The organism is Sphaerotilus natans (assembly GCF_900156335.1).
Lineage (GTDB): Bacteria > Pseudomonadota > Gammaproteobacteria > Burkholderiales > Burkholderiaceae_C > Sphaerotilus > Sphaerotilus natans.
The window spans coordinates 1-24,752 of the sequence record NZ_FTMZ01000005.1 but is presented as its reverse complement, the minus strand read 5'-3'; the positions used below and the strand labels follow the sequence as shown (position 1 = coordinate 24,752).

The following is a 24,752-nucleotide window of genomic DNA, read 5'->3' as shown; positions in this document are numbered from 1 at the left end:
GGTGGCTTCAAGAGGCTGCAGCATCGGCACGACAGCCGCTCGGCCGTGGCCGGGCCGGGGTACTCGCCGCGGTTTCATGCAAACTGTCACGCTGATCATGAGTCTTTCTTCCTCCGACCCCGATTCCGTCGACGATCCGGCCGCCGAGGTGCTGGCCGATGCGGCGGTCATGCTCGCGCCGATGGTGCGCTGGCTGCTCGGGCATGGCGTGCCGCTGGGCGCGCTGACGCGCACGCTCAAGCAGGTCTATCTCGACGAGGGCCGCAGCGAGCTGGCGCGCCGCGGCCAGCGCGTCACCGATTCGGCGCTGAGCGTGCTGACTGGCGTGCACCGCAAGGACGTGCGCCAGATGCAGACCGAGCGGCCGGGCCGGCCGGCGCTGGCGCCCACCCCGGCGGCGATGCTGTTCACCCGCTGGATCACCGACCTGTCCTGCCGCGATGCCGAGGGGCGGCCGCGGGCGAGCCTGCCGCGCCAGGGGCCGGCGCCCAGCTTCGAGTCGCTCGCGCGCGAGGTCTGCAGCGACGTGCATCCGCGCACCCTGCTCGAGGAGCTGCTTCGCCTGGGCCTGGTGCGGGTCGACGGCGAGGAGGTGCTGCGCCTGAGCGACCGCTTCGTGCTGCCGGGGCGAGACCCGGCGGCCGCACAGGCGATGGCGGTCAATGTCGCCGATCACCTGGCCGCGGCGGTGCACAACCTGGGCTGCGATCTGCCCGGACGCCGTCTGCTCGAGCAGAGCGTCTTCGCCGAGGGCCTGTCGCCGCAGGCCGCCGCCGAGCTGGGCGTGCTGGCCCGCGCGATCTGGGCCGAGGCGCTCGAGCGCATGGTGCGCGAGGCCGAGCAGCGGCTCGACCGCGACCGTGACCGTGACCGCGATGCCGAGGGCGCTGCGCCGGTCGCGCGCATGCGCTTCGGGGTCTACTACTTCACCGACATGGAGGATGCCGATGACGACGACGACGCGGGTCGAGCGCGACCGCGCCGCTGAATTCCAGCCCGAACGCCGGCGGCTGCTGGGCCGGACGGCCGGTCTGGGCCTGATCGGACTGGGCGGCGGTCTGCTGGGCGGCTGCGGTGGCAGCGGCGTCGGCAGCAATGGCACCGGCAGCCCGGTGCTGCTGTCGCAGAGCGTGGGCACGGTGTCGGGCTTCGGCAGCGTCGTCGTCGACGGGGTGCGCAGGGACGACAGCGCGGCGCGGGTCGAGCGCGAGCGCGCCGACGGCGGTCGCGACAGCGCCGAGATGCGCCTCGGCCAGCGGGTGGTGCTGGAGTATTCGACCGACGCCGCCGGCGCCGAGGTGCTGGGCCGCATCGAGGTGCGGCCCTCGCTGGTCGGCCGGGTGAGCGAGCGCACCGCCGACACGCTGGGCGTGCTGGGTCAGACGGTGGTGATCAATGCCGATCCGACCCGCGGCCCGATCACCGTGCTGGGCGAGCGCTGGCGCAGCGCGGCCGACATCGCCCTGGGCGAGGCGGTCGAGCTGCATGCGATCGTGACCGGTGCGCCGGGCGGCACGCGCCGGCTGCTGGCCACCCGCATCGACACCCCGTCCGCGCTCGACACGCTGCGCCTGGTCGCGCCGGTGAGCGAGGTCCTGGCCGCCCGCGCCGGCACCTCGCGCCAGCAGGTCCGCGTCGGCGCGCTGACGGTATGGCTGCCGGCCGGCGACCAGGCCCAGGCCGGCCAGATGCTGACCTTGCATGCGTCCCCGGCCGACTTCGATGCGGCGACGCTGGTGCTGCGGGCCTCGCGCATGCAGATCGATGCGGCCTCGACGCTGGTGGCGGCCGGATCGCGCATCGAGCGCGCCGGCCTGATCGCCGGCTGGAGCGGGCGCAGCCTGACGATCGACGGCATCACGGTGGAGGTCGATGCTGCCACCGTGCTGAAGCCGGCCACGCTGCTGCCGGCCGACGGGCTGCATGCCCGGGTGGTGGCGCTGCGCAGCAGCGACGCGCTGCGCTGGCAGGCGGTCTCGATCGAGGCGGTCGCCACCACCGGCTCGGCGCTGCTGGTGGGCACGCTGTCGGACTGGTCGGCCGCCACCGCCGACAGCCCGGCCAGCTTCCGGGTCCGCGATACCTGGGTCACGCTGAGTGCGGCCACTGCGCTGGATCTGGGCAACTGCGCGGCGGCTGCGGCCACCGCGACGCTGGTCAACGGCATGCATGTCGAGGTGACCGGCAGCGTCGGCTCGCGCGGTATCGTCGCCGACAGGGTGCGCTGCCTGAAGGAGCCGCAAGGCACGAGCGCGCAGCTCACCCGCCAGGGCCGCATCCTGTCCTTCGATGTGCCGGCGCGCCGGCTGACGCTGCAGCAGACGGCCGAGGACGGCAGCCTGCGCGAGATGGCGGTGAGCTGGAGCGAGACCACCCACTGGCGCGACCCGGTGCGTGGCTCGGCCGCGCTGCTGGCGACGCTGGCCGCGCAGGGGCAGCTCGTCGAGATCGAGGGCACGCTGTCGTCCGACGGTCTGTTGCAGGCTCGGCGGGTGCGGCTGCACCCCTCGGCCGATCAGCGGCACGAGCGCTCGCCGGGTGCGCCCGCGCCAGGGGGCTCATCCGGTGACGGCGTCTCCCGGGTGGCCGGCGTGTTCCCGGAGGCGCGGGCTCAGGCGAGGTCGTCGACCGACACGCTCCAGCGCTGCCAGTCGGCGAGCTGACGCCGGTCGGCCTTGGTCGGGCGGCCCTGCTGGAGGCTCAGCGCCGGGTCGGCGGCGTAGTGGCGCCGCTCGCGCCACTCGGCCTGGGCCAGCACGCTCTCGGGCGTCTCGCGGTAGAGCAGCTGCGCCTGGGGCGCCGGGCCGCGCACCGCCGACAGGCCGAGCACCTCGACCTCGCGCGGCGTCGGGCAGTCGCCCTGGCGCACCGAGACGCGGTCGCCGGCGCGCACCTCGCGCGAGGGCTTGGCGTCCTGGCCGTTGACGCGCACCCGGTGGCGCTCGATCTCGTCGGCCGCCAGCGCGCGGGTCTTGAAGAAGCGGGCGGCCCAGAGCCACTTGTCGAGGCGCTGGCCGGCCGGGCTGCCGGCAGCCGGTGCAGGGGAGGAAGATCGGGCGGATCGGCTCATCGTGTCGGGAAGGTTGCTCAGGGCCTCGGGCTCAGGACAGCGAATGATGCACCGCGCCGGGCTCGGCCGCGTCGGACAGGGCGGTGACCCGTGCCAGCGGCAGGCGCACCGTGGCGTCCAGCCCGGTGATGCGCGAGCGCCGGATGCGGTTGTCCAGCACCAGCGTGCCGCCGAGCGAGTCGACGATGTCGCGGCAGATCGCCAGGCCCAGGCCGGAGCCGCCGCTCAGGTCGCCGCGCTCGGGGCCGGCGGCGAAGGGCCGGAACAGGCGCTCGCGCAGCGGCTCGGCGATGCCGGGGCCGCTGTCGGCGATCGTCAGCGCGGCGTGGTGGCCGTCGCGGTGCATCGTCACCGCCAGCATGCCGCCCGGCGCCGAGCACTTGATCGCGTTGTGCAGCAGGTTGCGCGCCAGCTCGCGCAGCGCCCACTCATGGCCGCGCACCGTGGCCGGCACCGTCTCGACCGAGAAGTCCAGGTCGCGCTCGGCGGCCAGCGCGGCCAGGTCCAGCGCGACATCGCGCACCAGCGCCTCCCAGTCGGCCAGCGGCGGCTGGCCCTGCTGGCGCAGCTGCTCGACCTTGGCCAGCGCGAGCATCTGGTTGGCCAGGCCGGTGGCGCGGTCGACGGTGTGCTCGATCTCGGCCAGCGCGGTGGCGCTGTCGGTGTCGCCGCGCCGGGCCGACTGCACCTGCACCTTCAGCACCGCCAGCGGCGTGCGCAGCTGGTGCGCCGCGTCGCGCACGAAGCGCTTCTGGTGCTCGAGCAGCCGCGCGCTGCGGTCCATCATCGCGTTGGTGGCCTCCACCAGCGGGCGCAGCTCGCGCGGGGCTTCCTCGGTGGCCAGCGGGGTCAGGTCGTCCTCGGCGCGGCGGGCGATTTCCTCGCTGAGCCGGCGCACCGGTCGGGTGGCGTGCTGCACCACCCAGACCACCACCAGCGCGATCACCGCCACCAGCGCCGCCTGGCGCCACAGCGTGCCGATCAGGATCTGCCGCGCCAGCGTGTGGCGCAGCTCCAGCGTCTCGGCCACCTGGATGGTGGCCATGCCCTGGCCTGCCTGGCCCGCCACCGGCTGCAGCAGCACCGCCATGCGCACCGGCATGCCGCGGTACTCGGCATCCTGGAAGTCGACCAGCGCGGCATAGACGCTGCGCTGCGGGATGCGGCCGTCCCAGCGCGGCAGGTCCTCGAAGCCGCTGACCATCTCGCCGTCGAAGCCACTGACGAGGAAGAACATGCGGCTGCGGTTGTCCGCCTCGAAGGCCTCCAGCGCCGAGTAGGGCACGTCGGCCGCGACCTGCGCCCCGCCGGCGCCGGCGCGCACCTCCAGCCGCTCGCCGATGGCCTTGGCCGAGGCCAGCAGCGTGCGGTCGTAGGCGATGCCGGCGGCCTCGCTGGCCTCGTGATAGAGGCTGACCGTATGGATCACCACCAGCACCGTGACCGGCAGCAGGATGCCCGTCAGCAGCTCGGCGCGCAGCGACAGGTGCGCGATGCGGTGGGCCAGACGCTGGTGCAGCCGCGCCAGCGGTCCCGGAGCGGCGGTGCTCATGCCGGCGCCGGCGCGGCCTTGAGCAGATAGCCCAGGCCGCGCAGCGTCACCAGCTGCACGCCGGTCTGCGCCAGCTTCTTGCGCAGCCGGTAGACCACCACCTCGATCGCCTCGGTCTGCACCTCGCGCTCGCCGGGAAAGACCAGCTCGAACAGCCGCTCCTTGGCCACAGCCTGGCCGGGGCGGGCCAGCAGGGCGCGCAGCAGGGCCAGCTCGCGTGCGGTCAGGTCCATCGGTCGGTCGTCATGGCAGACCGCGCCGCTCTCGGCGTCGATGCGCAGGCCGCAGAAGGTGGGCGCCTGCGTGCTGGCTCCCGGCAGGGCCGGCGCCGCGCGGCGCGCCAGCGCGCGGATGCGCGCCTCCAGCTCGTCGAGGTCGAAGGGCTTGGCCAGATAGTCGTCGGCGCCGGTGTTCAGGCCGAGGATGCGGTCGCCGACCGTGCCGCGCGCGGTCAGGATCATCACCGGCGTGCGCAGCCCGGCGGCGCGCGCACGAGAGAGCACCTCCAGCCCGTCCAGGCCCGGCAGGCTCAGGTCGAGCAGCACCACGTCGGGCATCGAGGCCTCCCAGCGGTCGAGCGCGCGTGCGCCATCCTCGCAGCCGACGACCTGCATGCCGCGGCGCTCGAAGGCGCGGCGCAGGGTCGTCTGGATCGTCGGGTTGTCTTCCACCAGCAGCAGTTTCATGGGCGCGAAGCCTAGCGCCATCGGCGCGGGCGCGCAGCCGCCGCGGTGCTTGGCGTTTCCCCTAGGGTCGTGGACAGCCGTTTGACAGCCGCCGACAGGAGCATCGGCGCTGTCCCTCCTCCCATCGAACACCCTCCTGGAGACTGGTCCCATGCGTCGAGACACCTTCCTGAAGTCGCTGGCCGCGCTGGCCGCCGCTGGCGCGCTGCCGCTGCCCGCGCTGGCCAATGCCAACCTCAAGATGATGATTCCCGCCAACCCGGGCGGCGGCTGGGACACCACCGGCCGCGCGCTGGGCAAGGCGCTGCAGGACGCTGGCGCGGCCGCCTCGGTGCAGTTCGACAACAAGGGCGGCGCAGCCGGCGCCATCGGCCTGGCGCAGTTCGTCAACGCCAGCAAGGGCGACCCGAACGCGCTGATGGTGATGGGCGCCGTGATGATCGGCGGCATCATCACCGGCAAGCCGCCGGTCTCGCTGACCCAGGCCACGCCGATCGCGCGCCTGACCAGCGAATACAACGTCTTCGTCGTGCCGGCGGACTCGCCCTTCAAGTCGATGAAGGACGTGGTCGAGGCGATGAAGAAGGACATGGGCAGCGTCAAGTGGGGTGGCGGCTCGCGCGGCTCGACCGAGCACATCGCCGCGGCGATGCTGGCGCGTGTCGTTGGCGCCGATGCGGCCAAGATCAACTACGTGCCCTTCCGGGGCGGCGGCGAGGCCACCGCGGCCATCCTGGGCGGCAACGTCTCGGTCGGCGGCAGCGGCTACAGCGAGTTCCAGCAGTACATCGAGTCCGGCAAGATGCGCCCGATCGGCGTGACCTCGGCCACCCGGCTGAAGAACGCCCCGAACATCCCGACGATGAAGGAGCAGGGCTTCGATGTCGAGATCGGCAACTGGCGCGGCGTCTACGCTGCCCCCGGCATCACGCCCGACCAGCGCAAGGCACTGACCGCGATGATGCAGAAGGCCGTCAAGTCCAAGGCCTGGGCCGAGGCGATGGAGCGCAACGGCTGGACCGACGCCTGGCTGGCCGGCCCCGCCTTCGACGAGTTCGTCGAGCGCGAGTTCGCCTCGCTGCGCGCCACGATGGTCAAGGCAGGGATGGTCTGATGAGCGCGACGTCCTCCGGGCCGGTGCCCGCGCCCTCGGCCGGCGCCGTGCCGGCTGTCTCTCCGCTGCCGCAGGTCCTCGTCGGCCTGGGCACGCTCGCCGTGGCCGCATGGCTGGCCTGGGGGGCGACGTCGATCTCCGCCGATGCCGGCTATGCCGGCGTCGGGCCGAACTTCCTGCCCTGGGTGGTGAGCGTGCTGCTCGGGCTGTGCGGCGTGTTCATGCTGCGCGAGGCGCTGACCGGAGGATTTCGCGACCTGGACGAGGTCGACGGCGCCGAGCAGGGCGACTGGCGCAGCTTCGTCTGGGTCGCTGCCGGCATCCTGCTCAATGCCTCGCTGATCACCACGATCGGCTTCATCCTGAGCTGCGCGCTGTGCTACTTGCTGGCGGTGCAGGGCTTCCGGCGCTCGCAGGGCAGCGCCAGTGGCGGCGCCCGCGGCTGGATCACCGACGCGCTGGTCGGACTGGCGATTTCCGCGCCGGTCTTCTGGATGTTCACCAAGGGCCTGGCGATCAGCCTTCCCGGCCTGACCCAGACGGGATGGATCTGACATGGGCAACCTCGATCTCTGGCAGCAGCTGCTGAACGGTTTCATGACGGCCGGCACGCCGGTCAACCTGCTGTGGGCCCTGGTGGGCTGCACGCTGGGCACGGCGGTGGGCGTGCTGCCCGGCATCGGCCCGGCCACCGCGGTGGCGATGCTGCTGCCGATCACGCTGAAGGTCGATCCGACCGCCTCGATGATCTTCTTCGCCGGCATCTACTACGGCGCGATGTACGGCGGCTCGACCACCTCGATCCTGCTCAACACCCCCGGCGAGGCCGGCTCGATGGTGACCGCGCTCGAGGGCAACAAGATGGCCAAGAGCGGCCGCGCCGGTGCGGCGCTGGCCACTGCGGCGATCGGCTCCTTCGTGGCCGGCACCATCGCCACCGTGCTGGTGACGATGTTCGCGCCGCTGGTGGCCGAGCATGCGGTCAAGCTCGGCCCGCCCGAATACTTCATGCTGATGCTGCTGGCCTTCTGCACCGTCAGCGCGGTGCTGGGCCAGAGCACGCTGCGCGGCCTGACCGCGCTGGGCGTGGGCCTGGCGATGGGCCTGGTCGGCATCGACCAGATCTCGGCCCAGGCGCGCTACACCGGTGGCGTGCCCGAGCTGATGGATGGCCTGGAGGTGGTGCTGGTCGCGGTGGGTCTGTTCGCGGTGGCCGAGACGCTCTACGCGGTGCTCTACCAGGGCCGCGAGGTCGAGAGCTACAACCACATGAGCCGGGTCCACATGACGCGCGACGAGTGGCGCCGCTCCTGGCCGGCGTGGCTGCGCGCGACCTTCATCGGCTTCCCGTTCGGCACGATTCCGGCCGGCGGCAGCGAGATCCCGACCTTCCTGAGCTACGCCACCGAGAAGAAGCTTTCCAAGCACAAGCACGAGTTCGGCACCACCGGTGCGGTCGAAGGCGTGGCCGGCCCGGAGGCCGCCAACAACGCCGCGATCACCGCGACGCTGATCCCGCTGCTGACGCTGGGCATCCCGACCTCCAACACCACCGCGATCCTGCTGGGCGCGTTCCAGAACTACGGCATCAATCCGGGGCCGCAGCTCTTCGACACCAATGCCGCGCTGGTCTGGGCGCTGATCGCGTCGCTGTACATCGGCAACGTGATGCTGCTGATCCTGAACCTGCCGATGGTCGGGCTGTGGGTGCGGCTGCTGCGCATTCCGAAGCCGCCGCTCTACGCCGGCATCCTGATCTTCGCCACCGTCGGTGTCTACGGCATGCGCCAGAGCGCCTTCGACCTGTTCCTGATGTTCGCGGTCGGCCTGCTGGGCGTGGTCATGCGCCGCTTCGGCTTCCCGACCGCGCCGGTGGTGGTCGGCATGATCCTGGGCCCGCTGGCCGAAGCCCAGCTGCGCAACGCGCTGTCGATCGGCGAGGGGAACTGGAGCGTGCTGGTCGAGCGGCCGATGTCGGCCACGCTGCTGGCGGTGATCGTCTCGGTGCTGGTGCTGCCGCGCCTGGTGAAGATGCTGCGCCGCCAGGGCTGATTCCAGCGCGACCGCTTCGGGGCTTCCTCCGGATCCTTGCAGGGCGTTACCATGACGCCCTTGCAGGCCCGCACGACATCTTGCCGTGCGGGCCTGCTGCATTCATGCCTGCTCCGACCGATGATCCCGATGCGCTATCTCACCGACGCCGATGCCCTGACCTGGCTGCTGGGCCAGCATGACGATGCCGAGCACCGTCCGGTGGCCAGCCGCTCGGCCTGGCTGGACCAGATCGACCAGCAGCGTGGCACGCTGCTGGTGCCGGCCACCGTGCTGGCCGAGGTGCTGGCCGACACCGGCCGCGCCGGCGAGGGGGCCTGGCGCACGCTGCATGCGCACCGGGTGGTCGAGGTGCTGCCCTTCGACGAGCGGGCCGCACGCGAGCAGGCACGGCTGGCCGGCGAGGGCGCCGCGCTGGCGGTGGCCCTGAAGGCGGCCCGCCTGGACAGGCGCCAGCTGGTGGTGCTGGCGCGGCTGCGCGGCGCGGTGCTGCTGAGCACGCAGACCGAGGGGCGGGCGCTGGCGCAGCAGGCCGGCGTGGCGCTGCAGTCGGTGCGCGAGCTGGTCGCCGGCTGCGCGCTGCGCCAGCTGGCCCTGCCGCTGGAGGACGAGCCGGCGCCGACCGCCGCGGCCGCACCGGTCGCGCCGTCGCCCGCGCTGATGCGCGCGCCCGGCATGGACCTGTCGGTCTTCCGCGACATCGCGCAAGTGCTGGATTCGATCTTCGATGAGGGCCGTGCCGGCGGCGAGGCGGCCGCCGAGCCGGAGCCCGCGCCGCAGCGCCCGGCGGTGCCGGTGCTGCCGGCCTGGCTGCTGGCCCCGCCGGCTGCACCGGCACCGCCAGCCTTGCCGGATCAGGCGCCGGGCACCTGAGCCGGCTCAGGGCAGCTGTTCTTCGCTGATCAGATGCCAGCGGCCGACGCTGCCGGCCTGGGCGTGGCGCAGGCCGCAGCTGCACCCGCCGCCGGCCGCAGCCGCCAGCGGGCGGTGCGTGGTGCCGGCCACATCGCCATCGCTGGCCCGCGGCCGCAGCGCCTCGGGCGGCAGGCCTTCCAGGGTGATGATGCGCGCGAAGGAGCCGGTCGGCCGTGCTGCGTCCGCTTCCAGCGCGGTGCTCAGCGGCGTCGGGGTCGGCGCCGGCATCGAGGCCGGTGCCCGGGCCAGCTCGACCTCCCGCTCCAGGCAGGCGGTCAGTGGCAGCGTCAGCAGCAACGTCAGGCCCACCGGGGCGATCCGGCGGGCCGAGGCGAGCGAGGGCAGCAGGGTGGGGCGGCGCATGGGCCGCGATTGTAAGAAGAGGTTTCTTCCCGAGGGCTGAACGCCCCGTGATCGCGGGGCGGCCGATGCTGCGGCTGGCGGCTTTGCGGCGGGGTCGCGCTACTGCTTCGCGCCGAGCGCCAGGGCCTGCAGCCGCTGGGCCTCGCGCTCGGCGGGCCGGGGCAGCTCCGCGGGCTGCAGCGGCCAGCCGGCGCTGTGGCGCCGCACGATCGCCTGCAGCGCGGCGATCCAGGCCGGATGGTCGTTCAGGCAGGGAATGTGCTCGAAGCGCTGGCCGCCGGCCTGCAGGAACACATGCGAGCCCTCGATGGCGATCTCCTCGAGCGTTTCCAGGCAGTCGGCGGCGAAGCCGGGGCAGAAGACCTGCAGGTGCTTGACGCCCTTCTTGGCCAGCGCCTGCAGCGTCGGCTCGGTGTAGGGCTCGAGCCACTTCGCCTTGCCGAAGCGGCTCTGGAAGCTCAGCGAGATCTGGTCTGCCGTCAGGCCCAGGCGCTCGGCCAGCAGGCGCTGGGTCTTGTAGCAATGGCAGTGGTAGGGATCGCCCAGGTGCAGCGTGCGCTCCGGGACCCCGTGAAAGCTCAGCAGCAGGTGGTCGCCGCGGCCCTCGCGCGCCCAGTGGTCGCGCACCCGTGCGGCCAGCGCGTCGATGTAGGCCGGCTCGTCATGGTGCTGGCGCACCCAGCGGATCTCGGGCAGCGTGCGCTGCACCAGCTGCCAGCGGTGCACGTCGTCCATCACGCTGGCGGTGGTGGTGCCGGAATACTGCGGATACATCGGCACCACCAGGATGCGCTCGCAGCCCTCGGCCTTCAGCGCGTCGAGTCCGGTGGCGATCGAGGGCTGGCCGTAGCGCATCGCATGGCGCACCGTCAGCGCCTCGCCGGCGGCATCGGCCAGACGCTGCAGTTCCTCGGCCTGGCGACGGGTCCAGAGCGCCAGCGGCGAGCCCTCGGGCGTCCAGATGCTGGCGTACTTGGCGGCCGACTTCGCCGGCCTGACCCGCAGGATGATGCCGTGCAGGATCGGCTTCCACAGCGCCGCCGGGATCTCGACCACCCGCGGGTCGGACAGGAACTGCGCCAGGTAGCGGCGCACCGCCGGCGCGGTCGGCGCATCCGGCGTGCCGAGGTTGACGAGCAGCACGCCGGTGCGGGTGGCACGGCCGTGACGGTATTCGGGTTCGGGGGCATATCGCATGGCGGGGCGGATTCTCGCCCACTCGGCGACACTGCGGGGCCGTGCCGTCTTCCCCGTTCATGATGTCGATCGACTGTCCAGCCTTCTCCTCCCTGCCCCCAGGCGCCGCCGGCCCGATCCGGGTGCTCACGCTCGATCTCGACGACACGCTCTGGCCGGTCGGACCGACCCTGGTGCGCGCCGAGCAGATGCTGCACGACTGGCTGCGCGCGCAGGCGCCGGCCACCGCGGCGGCCTTCGGCGTCGAGCGCATGGTGGCGCTGCGCAACCAGGTGGCGCAGCGCCGGCCCGATCTGGCGCATGACCTGACCGCGCTGCGCCGCATCACGCTGCGCGAGGCGCTCGCCGCCTCGGGCGACGACGTCGGTCTGGCCGATCCGGCCTTCGATGTCTTCTTCGCCGCGCGCCAGCAGGTGACCTGGTACGAGGATGTGGCCGAGGCGCTGGAGCGGCTGGGCCGGCGCTTCGTGCTCTTCGGCCTGACCAATGGCAATGCCGGGCTGGAGGCCACCGGGCTGACGCCGCATCTGCGTGGCGTGATCAGTGCGCGCGATTGCGGCGTGGCCAAGCCCGATGCGCGCATCTTCGCCGCGGCCTGCGCCGCGCTGGCGGTGTCGCCGGCCGAGGTGCTGCATGTGGGCGACGATTGGGCGCTGGATGTGGTGGGTGCGCGCCAGGCGGGGCTGCACAGCGCCTGGGTGCGCCGCAGCGATGCCGCGCACCGGCCGGGTCCGGCCAGCGGCCAGCCGCAGGACGGCCTCGATCATCTGCACCATCTGACGGTGCCGGATCTGGCCCGACTGGCCGATCTGCTGGGCGTCTGAGCAGGCGTCTGAGCGGATTTTTCCGCTTTCATCGCGGTACCGTGGCGCTGCCGGAGCGCTTCAATACCGGACGGTGAACGCTCCCCATCCGATCCGTCCCCAGGGCCTGTCCCGCGAGTCCCGCGCCGAGGACGGCTCTGCCGTGCCGGTGATGACGATCCCGGCCGCCGGCTGGCTGATGGAGACGCTGGCGGCCTTTCTGCAGGCGCCGCGCGGCACCGACCCGCTGCGGGCGCTGGTGCTGCATCTGGCCACCAGCCTGCGCTGCGACCGGGTCGCGCTGGGCCTGCGTCGGCGCAGCCGATCGGACATCGAGGTGCTGGCGGTCTCCGATCTGGTGCGTCCGGCCGATGCCGGCGAGCTGGTGCGTGATCTTCACGCGGCGATGATGGAGGCCGCGGCCAGCGCCTGCACGCTGACCCATCCCTCGCGCCGGGCGCTGCCGCTGCACCCCGGGCTGGCGCATGTGCAGCTTGGCCGGGTGCTGGGGGCCTGTGCGGTCTGCAGCGTGCCGCTGGCGCTCGACGGGCGGGTGATCGGCGCGCTGACGCTGCAGCGCGACCTGGGCGCCCCTTTCCGCACCGAGGAGATTCTCCGGCTGGAGCAGGCGGCGCAGTTCCTGGCGCCGATGCTGCGGCTGCATCTGGCCGGGCGACGGCGGCTGGCGCTGGACGCGCTGCCGGACGGTCCGGCCTGGCTGCGTCCGCTGCGCCCGCATCTGGCCATCGGCGCGCTGGCGCTGCTGAGCGCGCTGGCGCTGCTGCCGGTCGAGCGCGAGGTGGTCGCGCCGGCGCAGGTGCGCGGGCTGCACGAGCGCCAGCTGGTGGCGCCGCGCGACGGCTTCATCGCGGTGGTCCATGCGCGCCCGGGCGTGCGCGTCGCCGAGGGCCAGCCGCTGCTCGACCTCGACGCCGAGGCGGTCCGGCAGGCCCAGCGCGCCGCCGAGGCCAGCCTGAGCCAGGCCGAGACCGCCGTCAGCGAGGCGCTGGCCCGCCATGACCAGGCCCAGCTGGTGGTGCAGATGGCCCGGGTCGACGAGGCTCGAGCCCGCCTGGAGCAGGCCCGCGAGGATCAGGAGCGCAGCCGGGTGCTGGCGCCGATGGACGGTCTGGTGGTCGACGGCGACCTGAGCCGCTCGGTGGGCGCGCCGGTGCGCCGCGGCGAGGTGCTGATGACGGTGGCGCCGGCCGAAGGCTTCCGGCTGGTGCTGTGGGTCGACGAGCGCGATGTCGGCCGGGTGCGGGTCGGCTCGTCCGGCATGCTGCGGGTGGCGGCGCGGCCCGGCCAGGCGCTGGCGCTGACGGTGACCCGGGTCACGCCGGTGGCGGTGACCCGCGAGGGGCGCAACGGCTTCGAGGTCGAGGCGGCGCTGAGCGGCGCGGCACCGGGCCTGCGCCCCGGCTTCGAGGGCGTGGCCCGGATCGGTGCCGGGCGGCAGCTGCTGCTGCAGGCGCTGCTGGGTCGTCTGCCCGACAGCCTGCGCATCGGCTGGTGGACGCTGCTGGGCTGAGGCGGCGTGCGGCGATGCAGGCCCCCGTGATGATCGACAGCCCGCTGTGGCACCGGGTCGCCGACTTGGTGCCGCGGCTGCGGCCGACGGTGCGGGTGCGCCACCGTGGCGAGGGCGAGGCGGCGCGCCATCTGCTGGCCGACACGCTCACCGGCCGCCACCACCTGCTCGACGAGGCGGCCTGGGCCTTGGTCGGCCGCTTCGACGGCCGCCGCAGCATCGGCGAGCTGTGGCAGTGGCTGGGCGAGAACGGTCGCCAGCCGCCGACCCAGCACGAGATCGTCGAATGGCTGTCGCGGCTCGATGCCGCGGGCCTGCTGCAGTGCGATCGCTTGCCTGATCTGGCCGGTCTGCTGCGCGGGCAGGAACGCCAGGAGCGGCGCCAGCGCCAGGCCCGCATCAACCCGCTGTCCTGGCGGCTGCCGCTGGGCGATCCGGGGCGCTGGCTGGTGCGGCTGGATCCGCTCGGCCGGCTGCTGGCGCATCCGCTGCTGCTGCTGGCCTCGCTGCTGCTCGTGCTGCTGGGCGCGGCCCAGGCGCTGCTGGAGGGCCCGGCGCTGCTGGCCGACGTGCGCCAGCGCCTGGCCAGCCCGGTCTTCCTTGCCAGCGTCTGGACGGTCTATCCGCTGATGAAGGCGTTGCACGAGCTGGGTCATGCGATGGCGGTGCGGCATTTCGGTGCCGAGGTGCGCCATGTCGGCATCGCGGTGATCTATCTGCTGCCGGCGCCGTATGTGGATGCCTCGGCGGCCAGCGGCCTGGCGCGGCGGCGCGAGCGCGCGGCGGTCGCGCTGGCCGGCATCGCGATCGAGCTGGTGCTGGCGGCATGCGGCGTGCTGGCCTGGTCGGTGCTCCAGCCCGGGCCGGTGCGTGATCTGGCGCTGACCCTGGCGCTGGTGGGGGCTGGATCGACCTTGCTGGCCAATGCCAATCCGCTGGTGCGCATGGACGGCTACCACGTGCTGGCCGATCTGCTCGATCTGCCCAATCTGGCCTCGCGCAGCCGCTCGGTCTGGCTGGAGGCGCTGCGCAGCGCGCTGCTGCGCCAGCCGCGTCCGTCGCGGGCACGGCCGGGCCGCGCGCAGCGCCTGGCGCTGGCGCTGCATGCGCCGCTGGCCTGGCTGTTCGGCGTGGGCGTGGCGGTGTCGGTGGTGCTGTGGCTGGCGCAAGTGTCGGCCATGCTGGCGCTGCTGGTGGCGGCGCTCTCGGGCTGGACGCTGCTGCTGCGGCCGCTGCTGCAGCTGATGCGCTGGCTGGCCGGCGCGCCCGAGCTGGGCGGGCACCGCCTGCGGACGATGCTGCGGGTGCTGGTGCCGGGCGCGACGCTGCTGGCGGCCCTGCTGTGGCTGCCGCTGCCCCACGCGACCGTGGCCGAGGCGGTGGCCTGGATGCCGGAGGAGGCGCTGGTGCGCGCGCCCGCCGACGGCGAGATCGTCGCGGTGCAGGCGGCCGACCGGCAGCGGGTCGAGGTCGGCGCGCCGCTGCTGCGCCTGCACAGCCCGGCCTTGCACGTCGAGCGGGCCGAGGTGCAGGCGCAGCGCATCGCGCTCGAGATCGAGGCGCTGCAGCAGCAGATCCGCCATCCGGCCGGCGCTGCGCGTGCCGAGGCCCGGGCACAGGCGCTGCTGCGGCAGGAGGACGAGCTGTCCCGGCGGCTGGCGCAGCTCGACGGGGCCAGCCGCCGCGCCGGGCAGCTGCGCTGGATCGCGCCGGAGCGGCTGGTGGCCGGGCGCATCGTCAGCCGTGGTGAGGTGCTGGGTCATGTGCTGGCCGGCGACCGGCTGATCGCCCGGGTCGCGGTGCCGGGTGACCGGGTGGCCGACCTGATGCGCGGCGTGCAGGCGGTCGAGGTGCTGGCGCTGGAGGCGCCCGCGCGGCCGCAGGCCGGTCGTTGGGACGGGGTGCTGCCGCAGACCGCGCTGCGGCTGCCGGTGCGGGCGCTGGGCAGCGGCGGCGGCGGTGTCATCGAGGTCGATCCGGCCGATCCGGAGGGGCTGCGCACCCTCGCGCCGGTGGCAGTGATCGATGTGGAGGTGCCGGCGCTGGCGGCCGACCGGCTCGGCGGCCGGCTGAAGGTGCGCTTCGACCATGGCCCGCGACCGCTGGGCGGCCGTTTGCTGGAGGCGCTGCAGCGCCTGGTGCTGGGCCGTTTCGGCGAGGCGGTCGACGTGCCGGCCGGCGGTTGAGCGCATGAGGCGCGCATCGCCCGTCGTCGTCGCCGGCGGCGGCGGTCCGCCCCGGGTCCGGCCGGGTCCGGTCTGGGGGCCGTATCCGCTGCGCAGCGAGCCGCCGCCGCCCTGGCAGGCGCTGCGCACGCGGCTGCGCCTGCAGCGCGAGCGGCCGCGGTTCCTGCGCCGGCTGCAGGCGCTGGCCGACAGTCCGGCCACTGTCGAGGATCTGGCCGCGCCGTCGTGGCGCGCCCGCCTGCGCGGTGAGGGCTTCGAGGCGGCGCTGATGGCCGAGGTGCTGCACCGGCTCGGTCTGCTGGTGCGGCGCGAGCTGGGCTTCATGCCGCATCCGCCGCAGATGCTCGCGGCCTGGGCGATGCTGCAGGGCAGCCTGGTCGAGATGGCCACCGGCGAGGGCAAGACGGTGGCCACCTTCCTGGCCGCGGCCAGCGCGGCGCTGGCCGGCGTGCCGGTCCATGTGCTGACCGCCAACGACTATCTGGCCGAGCGCGACGCCCGCCGGCTCGCACCGCTCTACCAGGCGCTCGGGCTGAGCTCGGGCTGGATCGGCAGCGGCACCGACGAGGCCGGGCGCCGCATCGCCTATGCCTGCGATGTCGTGCATGCGCCCGCGCGCGAGCTGGCCTTCGACCATCTGCGCGACCGGGTCGACTTCGGCCGGCCCGATGGCAGCCTGGCCTGGCAGGCGCGCGTGCAGCGCAGCGGCACGGCGCCGCGCCTGCGCGGCCTGTGCCTGGCGCTGATCGACGAGGTCGACAGCGTGCTCTGCGACGAGGCCCGCGTGCCGCTGGTGCTGGCCGCGGCCGCGCCGCAGGCTCTGCCCGAGCCGGTGCTGCGCCAGCTGCTGGCGCAGGCCGGAGGCTGGCAGGAGGGCATCGAATTTGTCGTCGAAGCCACGGCGGTGAGCTTGACCCCGGCCGGCCGGCAGGCGCTGCCGGCGCTGGCGGCCTGTCTGCCGCGGCCCTGGTCGGACAGCCGCTGGCATGAGGACGGCCTGCTGCGGGCGCTGACCGCGCAGCACCGGCTGCAGCGCGACCGCGACTATGTGGTGCAGGACGGCGCGGTGGTGCTGGTCGATGCGCTGACCGGGCGGGCCGCGCCGGAGCGGCGCTGGTCGCGCGGCCTGCACGCGCTGCTGGCGCTCAAGGAGGGTCTGGCGCTGCCCGATGCGCAGCAGACGCTGGCGCAGCTCACCTACCGGCGGCTTTTCTCGCGCTATCACCTGCTGGGCGGCCTCAGCGGCACGCTGGCCGAGGTCGGGCTGGATCTGGCGCTGGCCTTCGGCACGCCGGTGCTGAGGCTGCCGCGCCACCGGCCCTCGCGGCTGCAGCTCGGCGGCATCCGGGTGTTCGCCGATGCGCCCACGCGCTGGCAGGCTGCCTGCGAGCGGGCGCAGGCGCTGGCGCAGGACGGACGCGCGGTGCTGATCGGCACCGGTTCGGTGGCCGAATCGGAGCGGATCGCGGCGCTGCTGCGCGAGCGCGGGCTGCGGCCGCTGGTGCTGCATGCGCTGCAGGGCGCGCTCGAGCATGAGGTCATCGCGCGGGCCGGGCGGCCCGGGCGCATCACGGTGGCCACCCAGATCGCCGGGCGCGGCACCGACATCGCGCTCGACCCGGAAGTCCACCGGCAGGGCGGCCTGCATGTGCTGGCCTGCGCCGACGACTTCGGCCGGCGCGCCTGGCGTCAGCTGGTCGGGCGCTGCGCCCGCCAGGGCGATCCGGGATCGGCAGAAACCCTGTTGAGCTGCGCTGAAGGCGTGCTGTTCCGGCGCTTGCCGCGCTGGCTGGCGATTACCCTCGTCGGCAGGCCGGCCGGCTCGTGCCTGACCGAGCGGCTGTGGCGGCTGGCCCAGTGGCTGGACGAGCTCGAGGGCATCCGGGCCCGCCACGCGCTGCAGCGACAGGACCGCCGTCAGGCCGAGCGCATGGCCTGGAGCGGGCCCGAGGAATGAGGCGATGAACCTGAGTGCACCTGATCTACCCGAGCTGTCATCGATGACGGCGCTGTTCCTGGCCGCCGCCCTGGCGGGCGCATCCGGTCTGGCGGCGGCCGCGCCGCTGGCCTGCCTGATCGAGCCCTCGCAGGTGGTCGACATCGGCTCGCCGGTGGTCGGCGTGATCGCCAGCGTCGAGGTCGAGCGTGGCGACGCGGTGCGCCGCGGCATGGTGGTGGCGACGCTGCGCCGCGATGTCGAGCGCGCCAACCTGGGCGCGGCCACCGCGCGCTCGCAGGTCCAGGCCGAGCTGCGCGCGGCCCGCGCCGCCGCCGACCTGGCCCTGAGCAAGCTCGCGCGTGCCGAGGATCTGCGCCGGCAGAACTTCATCTCCGAGGTCGCGCTGGAGCAGGCGCGCTCCGAGGCCGAGGTGGCGCAGCGCCGCGTCGACGCGGTGCGCGAGCAGCAGCGCGCCGCCGCCAGCGACGCCGAGGCCGCGCGCACCCAGTTCGCGCAGCGCGAGCTGGCCGCCACGCTCGACGGCATCGTCACCGAGCGCTTCCTGAATCCGGGCGAGCGGGTCGACGACAAGCCGATCCTGCGCATCGCCCGGCTCGATCCGCTGCGGGTCGAGCTGGTGCTGCCGCTGGCCGACATGGGCCGGCTGAAGGCGGGCGACACGCTCACGCTCAAGCCCGACTATCCTGGCGCGCCGACGCGCAGCGCCACCGTCGAGCGCGTCGACCGGGTGGTCGACGCGGCCAGCCGCACCTTCCGCGCCCGGCTGACGCTGCCCAATCCGGAGCATGCGATTCCCGCCGGCGTGCGCTGCGTCGCGGACTGGGGCGATGCGAAGGCGGCGTCCGGCACCTCCGGCGCCACGCCGACGCGCGACCTGCGGCCTGCGGTGCTGCGCTGAGCCGGGTCTGTCCGTTCCATGCTGCCCAGCGGTCTGCGTCCCGGCCTCGAGGAGCTCGAGCCGCGTCTGCTGTACTCGGCCGACGCGGCGCTGCTGCTGGGCGGGCTGCCGGTGGCCGATGTGCGCCAGGTCGCGTCGGCGTCGACCGCGGCCTCCTCGCAGGCCGACAGCGGCGCGCGCTGGCTGCTGGTCGATCGCCGCGCCGAGGACTGGGATCGCCTGCTGGCCGAGGCGCAGGCGGCCGATCCGTCGCGGCCGCTGCAGCTGCGCTGGGTCGAGCCCGACGAGGACGGCGCCGCGCTGCGCGCCGCGGCCACCGACGATGGCGAGCCGACCGCGCTGATCGCTGCCTGGACCGATGCCGACGGGCGGGCCTGGCTGGGCCGCAGCGTGCTGGAGGTCGCATCGTCGCCGCTGCAGTCGGTTGCCACCGCCGAGGCCCCGGTCGAGACCGGCCCGGCCGAGGACTGGATGCTGGCCGTGCGGCGCGAGCTGGTCATCATCGACGGCCGCATCGAGGGCGCCGGCGCGCTGGCCACGCTGTGGTGGCAGGACGAGGACGCGACCCGCACGCTCGAGGTCATCGTGACCGATCCGTCGCGCGACGGCCTGAGCCAGATCGGCGAGCTGCTGGCTGCACAGGCTGAACACGGCGGGCTGGCGGCACTGCATCTGGTCGGCCACGGCACGGCCGGGCAGTTCTCCTTCGGCGGCGACGCGATCGACGCGGGCACGCTGGCGCGGCATGAGGCGGCGCTGCGCACCTGGGGCCAGGCCCTGGCCGAGAACGGCGACCTGCTGCTCTACGGCTGCGACACCGGCGCGGGCTCGCAGGGCGAGGCGCTGCTCGAGGCGCTGCAGGCGCTGACCGGCGCCGACGTGGCGGCCAGCACCGACGCCACCGGTGGCAGCGCCGCCGGCGCCGACTGGGACCTGGAGGCCACACGCGGCGTCGTCGAGTCGACGCTGGCCGCGCCCGTGCACGAGGCGCTGATGCGCTGGGAAGGGCGCCTGGCCAGCTATGTCGTCACTGATTTCAGCGACAACTTCTTCTCGTTCTTCACGCTGCGCGCCGCGATCGACTCGGCCAATGCCAGCCCGGGGGCCGACACCATCACCTTCGCCAACGGCGGGGTGCCGGCCACGATCCTGCTGAACGCGATGCTGCCGCCGATCACCGACAGGATCACGATCGACGGTTCGTCCGGCGGCGTGCCGACGGTGGCGATCGACGGCCGCTTGCTCGGCGCAGGCGCGGACGGGCTGCAGCTCTACACCGGCTCCGACGGCAGCATCCTTCGTGGCCTGGCGCTGCAGAACTTCTCGCAGGACGGCATCGACATTTCCGGCAGCGGCAACCATGTGATCGCCGGCAACCGGATCGGGCTGGACCTGTTCGGCAATGCCGCTGGCAACCAGCAGGGCGTCAACCTCTGGAACACCAGCGGCAACCGGATCGGCGGCAGCAGCACGGCCGACCGCAACATCATCTCGGGCAACACGAGCGTGGGGGTCTATGTCGGCGGTGGCAGCACGGCCAACTGGATCGAGGGCAACTGGATCGGCCTCGGTACGAATGGTTCGGTGGCCGTGGCCAATCTGTACGGCATCCTGGTGCAGTCAGCCGGCAACATCATTGGCGGTGCGGGCAGTGGTGCCGGCAACATCGTCTCGGGCAACGGTGACGGCATCGTGCTGTGGGGGCCAGCGGCCGATGACAACCAGATCCTGGGTAACTGGGTCGGCTTGTCGGCCAACGGCAGCAGCGCGATCGGCAACACCCTCGACGGCATTCGCCTGGAGGACGGCGCCAGCGGCAACACGATCGGCGGCGCGAGCGCCAGCCTGCGCAATGTCATCAGCGGCAATGGTCGCGACGGCGTGCGCATCACCGACGAGGCCAGCGACGGCAATGCGGTGCTGGGCAACTGGATCGGCAGCAACGCGGCCGGCACCGCGGTGCTGGGCAACGGCGGCGACGGCATCTTCGTCCGGGCGGGCGCCGACAGCAGCCGCATCGGCGGCGCTGCGCCGGGCGAGGGCAACTGGATCATCGGCGCCGGCCTGGTCGGCATCGAGATCGACGGCGACTCGACCGGCACGACGATCCGCGGCAACCGCGTCGGCACCGATCTGGCCGGCAGCGCCAACTGGGGCGCGCAGCAGAACGGCATCCTGCTGGAGAGCGGTGCAGCGCAGACCTCGATCGTCGAGAACACGGTGGCCTTCAGCGGCCAGGGCGGGGTCTACACCGCCGGCATCGAGCTGCTGTCCAGCGCCGGCAGCGGCAATCTGATCAGCCGCAACACGCTGCATTCGAATGTCGGCCAGGACATCAACCTCGGCGCGGACGGACTCGACGGCAACGATTCGCTCGACGCTGACAGCGGCGCCAACGACCTGCAGAACCACCCGCTGCTGAGCAGCGCGACGCTGGGCACTGGCACGCTGCGGGTGATCGGCCAGCTCGACAGCGCGGCCTCGGCGCTGTATCGGATCGAGTTCTTCGCCGATGCGAGCGGGCAGGGCGATGCGCGGGTCTACCTCGGACAGACCACGGTCACGTCCGATGCCAGCGGCCGCGCCAGCATCGACGCGCTGCTCGAGGCCAGCCTAGTGGCCGGCGCGACGGTCACCGCGACGGCGACCCGGGTGTCGAGCGGCAGCACCTCGGAGGCGGCCGTGCCGGTCACGGTCGCCGCACGCGCCAACACCGCGCCGGGCTTCGTCGCTGCCAGCGGCCAGCTCATCACCCCGGTCAGCGGCAGCGACGACTGGATCCGCACGATGCAGATCCAGGATGACGGCCGCATTCTCGTGGCGGGCTACCAGCCCGGCGCCGGCGGCGGCCAGGACGTGCTGCTGATGCGCTACCGGGCCGACGGCACGCTCGACACCACCTTTGGCAGCGGTGGCCGGGTCACGGTCACGGCCGCGAGCTTCGGCGCCACCACCGCCGAGGTCTGGGCGATGGCGGTGCAGGCTGACGGCGCGATTGTTCTGGCCGGGCAGGCCTCGGTTGGCGGCGTGCAGTACGCGCTGGTGCAGCGCTACCTGGCCGACGGCAGCCTCGACACCCGTTTCTCCGGTGACGGCACTGCGCTGTGGGGCGATGTCAGCCAGTTCTGCGAGGCCAGCGCGGTGGCGATCGACGCGCAGGGACGCATCGTGCTGGGCGGCACGCTCAGCGGCACGACCGCGGTCGCGCGGGTGACGGCCGACGGCGTGCTCGACACCTCCTTCGGCGGCGGCAACGGCTATGCCTGGGTCGATGCCGGCAGCGCCGCCGACCTGGTCGGCGCGCTGGCGATCCAGTCCGATGGCCGCATCCTGCTCGGCGGCTCGGCCGGCAACGATCATGCCCTGGTGCGCTGGAACGACGACGGCACGCTGGATGCCAGCTTCGGCAGCGGCGGCATCGTGCGCACCGATGTCGCTGGCGGCTTCGACATGATCCGCGCGCTGGTGGTGCAGGACGACGGCCGCATCCTCGCCGGCGGCTATTCGACCCAGGCGGGCAGCGACATTGACTTCACGCTGCTGCGCTACCTGGCCAACGGCAGCGTCGACACCGGCTTTTCCGGCGACGGCCGGGTGACGACCGATCTGGGCGGCGCGGACCTCGTGCAGGCGATGGTGCGCGATGCCAGCGGCCGCGTCGTGCTGGCCGGCTACGACGGCTCGGGCCGGATCGCGCTGGTGCGCCATCTGGCCGACGGCTCGCTCGACACCGGCTTCGGCCAGGGCGGCATCGTCCAGCAGGCGATTGGCGCGAGTGCCGGCGCCGGTGCGCTGGCGCTGCGCCCGGACGGCCGGCTGGTGGTTGCGGGCTGGTCGTCCGATGGTGCGCAGCGTGATCCGCTGCTGCTGGGGCTGCTGACCGACGGCTCGCTCGATCCGGGCGTCGGCAGCGCGGCGGCGACGCTGGGCGGCACGGTGGCCTGGACCGAGGGCAGCGCCGCGGTCGTGCTCGATGCCGACGTGCGCCTGAACGATGCCGATCTGGCCCAGGCCGGCAGCTACGCCGGTGCAACGCTGACGCTGGCGCGTCAGGGCGGCGCGCAGGCCCAGGACCAGCTCGCCTTCGACGGGCTGGTGGTGACCGTCAGCGGTCCGGCGGTCTTCGTCGACGGCGTGCAGGTCGGCACCTACACCTTCACCGGCGGCCAGATGCAGATCAGCTTCGGCGCGCAGGCCACGCAGGACCGCGTCGACCGGCTCGCGCGCCACATCGTCTACTGGAACAGCTCCGACACGCCGCCGGCCAGCGTGACGCTGGCCTGGACGCTGGCCGACGGCAACACCGGCGCGCAGGGCAGCGGCGGTGCGCTGGCCGGCGCCGGCAGCGTCACGGTGGCGATCACCGCGGTCAACGACGCGCCGACGCTCACCCTGCCGGGCCGTCAGTCGACCCTGGTCGACACCCCGCTGGTGCTCGACACCGCCTCGGGCCGTGCGCCGCAGGTGGCCGATGTCGATGCGGCGCTGCTGCAGCTCACGCTGACCAGCGATGGCCACGGTCTGCTGACGCTGTCGGGCACGACCGGCCTGAGCTTCTCGGCCGGCGATGGCAGCGCCGACGCCTCGATGACCTTCAGCGGCAGCGCAGCCGCGATCAACGCCGCGCTCGACGGGCTGCGCTTTGCGCCGTCGGCGGCCTATCAGGGCAGCGCGACGATCGGCTTCTCGGTCAGCGATCTCGGCGGCAGCGGCTCCGGTGGCACGCTGACCGCCACCGGCAGCGTCATCGTGGAGGTCGGCGCGCTGCGCTTCCGTGACGGCAGCGCCGGCTATGCCGGCACGAAGGACACCTACATCGACGACAGCGCGCCCGGCAGCGCGTTCGGCACCTCCACCACCGTGCGCGCCGACGACGGTTCGCCGCGCCAGACCGCGCTGATCCGCTTCGACCAGATCATCGGCGCCGGTGCGGGCCAGATTCCCGTCGGCGCCACCATCACCTCGGCGACGCTGTCTCTGTACGTGACCGAACGCGATGCCGCCGACACCGTGGTGCTCCACCGGATGCGGATCGACTGGAGCGAAAGCTCCACCCACGCTTCGCTGGTCAACGGCCTCCAGGCCGACGGCAGCGATGCCGAGGCCAGCGGCATCACCATCGATGCCGGCCTGTCCGGCTGGATCAACATTTCCGGCCTGGCCGCTGCGGTCCAGGCCTGGGTGGATGGCGCGCCCAACTTCGGCTGGGCGATCGTGTCTGACGCCGCCGACACCTGGGCCTTCGCGTCCTCCGAATCGGCCGATGCGATGCTGAGGCCCTATCTGACGGTCGCCTACACCGTGCCCCAGGCTCCGGTGCTCGGCACCAGCGCTGGTGGCGCCAGCCATGTCGAGAACGCCGCGCCGGTGGCGGTCGACCCGGCGCTGACGCTCTCGGACGTCGACAGCACCCAGCTCAGTGGCGCCAGCGTCGTCATCAGCGCCGGCCATGTGGCGGCGCAGGATGTGTTGAGCTGGACCGCGGTGACGGGCATCAGCGGCAGCTGGAATGCCGCCACCGGCACGCTCAGCTTCAGCGGCACTGCGGCTCTGGCTGACTACCGCACGCTGCTGCGCTCGGTCAGCTACGCCAACAGCAGCGACAGCCCGAGCGGCGCCAGCCGCACGCTCAGCTTCACGGTGACCGACACCACCGGCCTGTCCAGCGCCGCTGCCACCCGGTCGGTCCAGATCTCGGCCGTCAACGACGCGCCGACGGTCGCGTCTCCGATCGCCGACCAGAGCGCGACGGAAGATCAGCCGTTCAGCTTCCAGCTGCCGGCGGGCACCTTCGCGGATGTCGACGTGGGTGACTCGCTGAGCTACACGACCAGCACGCTGCCGAGCTGGCTGACGTTCGACGCGGGCACGCGCACCTTCGGCGGCACGCCGGCCAATGCCGACGTCGGAGCGCTGACGATCACGGTGACGGCGCAGGATGGCAGCAACGCTTCGGTCAGCGATTCCTTCGTGCTGACGATCGCCAACGTCAACGATGCGCCGACGGTCGCCACGCCGATCGCCGACCAGAGCGCGACCGAGGATCAGCCGTTCAGCTTCCAGCTCCCGGCGGGCACCTTTGCGGATGTCGATGCGGGCGACTCGCTGAGCTACACGACCAGTACGCTGCCGAGCTGGCTGACGTTCGACGCGACGACGCGCACCTTCAGCGGGACGCCGGCCAACGCCGACGTCGGCGCGGTGACGATCACGGTGACGGCCAAGGATGGCAGCAATGCTTCGGTCAGCGACTCGTTTGTGCTGACGGTCGCCAACGTCAACGACGCGCCGACGGTCGCGTCTCCGATCGCCGACCAGAGCGCGGCCGAGGATCAGCCGTTCAGCTTCCAGCTGCCGGCGGGCACCTTCGCGGATGTCGACGTGGGTGACTCGCTGAGCTACACGACCAGCACGCTGCCGAGCTG

Annotated in this window: 17 protein-coding genes; 12 read left to right on the top strand and 5 right to left on the bottom strand. The window is 73.3% G+C overall.

What is annotated here, in order from left to right; translation table 11 throughout:
- Nucleotides 1–97: 97 nt before the first annotated feature.
- Both BW996_RS06245 and BW996_RS06240 read left to right on the top strand, forming a co-directional pair.
- Nucleotides 98–988, top strand: coding sequence for a DUF6502 family protein (locus BW996_RS06245; protein ID WP_051632271.1), 891 nt, complete (start codon nucleotides 98–100; stop codon nucleotides 986–988).
- On the top strand, nucleotides 948–2,663 hold the full coding sequence (locus tag BW996_RS06240; protein ID WP_139330771.1) for a DUF5666 domain-containing protein: 1,716 nt from the start codon (nucleotides 948–950) through the stop codon (nucleotides 2,661–2,663). Before BW996_RS06245 ends, BW996_RS06240 begins: the two co-directional genes overlap by 41 nt.
- On the opposite strand, the gene BW996_RS06235 is transcribed toward BW996_RS06240, so the two are convergent.
- From BW996_RS06235 to BW996_RS06225, 3 genes are read right to left on the bottom strand one after another with little or no spacing between them, the layout of a single operon-like run.
- Complete coding sequence (locus BW996_RS06235; RefSeq protein ID WP_051632272.1) at nucleotides 2,612–3,070, bottom strand: Hsp15 family ribosome-associated heat shock protein; 459 nt, start codon at nucleotides 3,068–3,070, stop codon at nucleotides 2,612–2,614. The genes BW996_RS06240 and BW996_RS06235 overlap by 52 nt on opposite strands.
- Nucleotides 3,071–3,101: 31 nt before the next feature.
- Nucleotides 3,102–4,622 (bottom strand): sensor histidine kinase, encoded by a 1,521-nt coding sequence (locus BW996_RS06230; RefSeq protein WP_081838291.1) that lies wholly within the window; start codon nucleotides 4,620–4,622, stop codon nucleotides 3,102–3,104.
- Nucleotides 4,619–5,308, bottom strand: coding sequence for a response regulator transcription factor (locus tag BW996_RS06225; RefSeq protein ID WP_037485540.1), 690 nt, complete (start codon nucleotides 5,306–5,308; stop codon nucleotides 4,619–4,621). The genes BW996_RS06230 and BW996_RS06225 overlap by 4 nt, the downstream gene beginning before the upstream one ends.
- 151 nt (nucleotides 5,309–5,459) lie before the next feature.
- Between BW996_RS06225 and BW996_RS06220 the strand changes: the two genes are divergently transcribed.
- The 4 genes from BW996_RS06220 (at nucleotide 5,460) to BW996_RS06205 (ending at nucleotide 9,347) form a co-directional block, all read left to right on the top strand.
- On the top strand, nucleotides 5,460–6,422 hold the full coding sequence (locus tag BW996_RS06220; RefSeq protein WP_037485543.1) for a tripartite tricarboxylate transporter substrate binding protein: 963 nt from the start codon (nucleotides 5,460–5,462) through the stop codon (nucleotides 6,420–6,422).
- Nucleotides 6,422–6,976: a tripartite tricarboxylate transporter TctB family protein gene (locus BW996_RS06215; protein WP_037485544.1), complete on the top strand. Its 555-nt coding sequence runs from the start codon at nucleotides 6,422–6,424 to the stop codon at nucleotides 6,974–6,976. Before BW996_RS06220 ends, BW996_RS06215 begins: the two co-directional genes overlap by 1 nt.
- A 1-nt stretch (nucleotide 6,977) precedes the next feature.
- Nucleotides 6,978–8,474 (top strand): tripartite tricarboxylate transporter permease, encoded by a 1,497-nt coding sequence (locus BW996_RS06210; protein ID WP_037485547.1) that lies wholly within the window; start codon nucleotides 6,978–6,980, stop codon nucleotides 8,472–8,474.
- A 129-nt stretch (nucleotides 8,475–8,603) separates the two neighbouring features.
- Nucleotides 8,604–9,347, top strand: a complete 744-nt coding sequence (locus BW996_RS06205) for a PIN domain-containing protein (protein WP_076458773.1) — start codon at nucleotides 8,604–8,606, stop codon at nucleotides 9,345–9,347.
- A gap of 6 nt (nucleotides 9,348–9,353) precedes the next feature.
- On the opposite strand, the gene BW996_RS06200 is transcribed toward BW996_RS06205, so the two are convergent.
- Complete coding sequence (locus tag BW996_RS06200) at nucleotides 9,354–9,752, bottom strand: hypothetical protein (protein ID WP_037485893.1); 399 nt, start codon at nucleotides 9,750–9,752, stop codon at nucleotides 9,354–9,356.
- 99 nt (nucleotides 9,753–9,851) lie between these two features.
- The gene (hemH, locus tag BW996_RS06195; RefSeq protein WP_037485890.1) at nucleotides 9,852–10,949 is read right to left on the bottom strand and encodes a ferrochelatase; all 1,098 of its coding nucleotides are present in this window, start codon (nucleotides 10,947–10,949) and stop codon (nucleotides 9,852–9,854) included.
- A 41-nt stretch (nucleotides 10,950–10,990) separates the two neighbouring features.
- Between hemH and BW996_RS06190 the strand changes: the two genes are divergently transcribed.
- The 6 genes from BW996_RS06190 to BW996_RS06165 all read left to right on the top strand — a co-directional run.
- Entirely contained in the window at nucleotides 10,991–11,773 is a 783-nt protein-coding gene (locus tag BW996_RS06190; RefSeq protein WP_241462059.1) for an HAD family hydrolase, read from the top strand.
- A 73-nt stretch (nucleotides 11,774–11,846) separates the two neighbouring features.
- Complete coding sequence (locus BW996_RS06185; RefSeq protein ID WP_037485888.1) at nucleotides 11,847–13,283, top strand: GAF domain-containing protein; 1,437 nt, start codon at nucleotides 11,847–11,849, stop codon at nucleotides 13,281–13,283.
- 14 nt (nucleotides 13,284–13,297) lie between these two features.
- Complete coding sequence (locus tag BW996_RS06180) at nucleotides 13,298–15,469, top strand: efflux RND transporter periplasmic adaptor subunit (RefSeq protein ID WP_037485886.1); 2,172 nt, start codon at nucleotides 13,298–13,300, stop codon at nucleotides 15,467–15,469.
- A gap of 4 nt (nucleotides 15,470–15,473) precedes the next feature.
- Nucleotides 15,474–17,426, top strand: coding sequence for a preprotein translocase subunit SecA (locus tag BW996_RS06175; RefSeq protein ID WP_051632316.1), 1,953 nt, complete (start codon nucleotides 15,474–15,476; stop codon nucleotides 17,424–17,426).
- A gap of 43 nt (nucleotides 17,427–17,469) precedes the next feature.
- Nucleotides 17,470–18,327 carry an efflux RND transporter periplasmic adaptor subunit gene (locus BW996_RS06170; protein WP_051632315.1) on the top strand — a complete coding sequence of 286 codons (858 nt, stop codon included), beginning with the start codon at nucleotides 17,470–17,472 and terminating at the stop codon, nucleotides 18,325–18,327.
- 18 nt (nucleotides 18,328–18,345) lie between these two features.
- Nucleotides 18,346–24,752, top strand: a 6,407-nt coding sequence (locus BW996_RS06165) for a putative Ig domain-containing protein (protein ID WP_083701032.1), incomplete at its 3' end; no start/stop codon positions are given.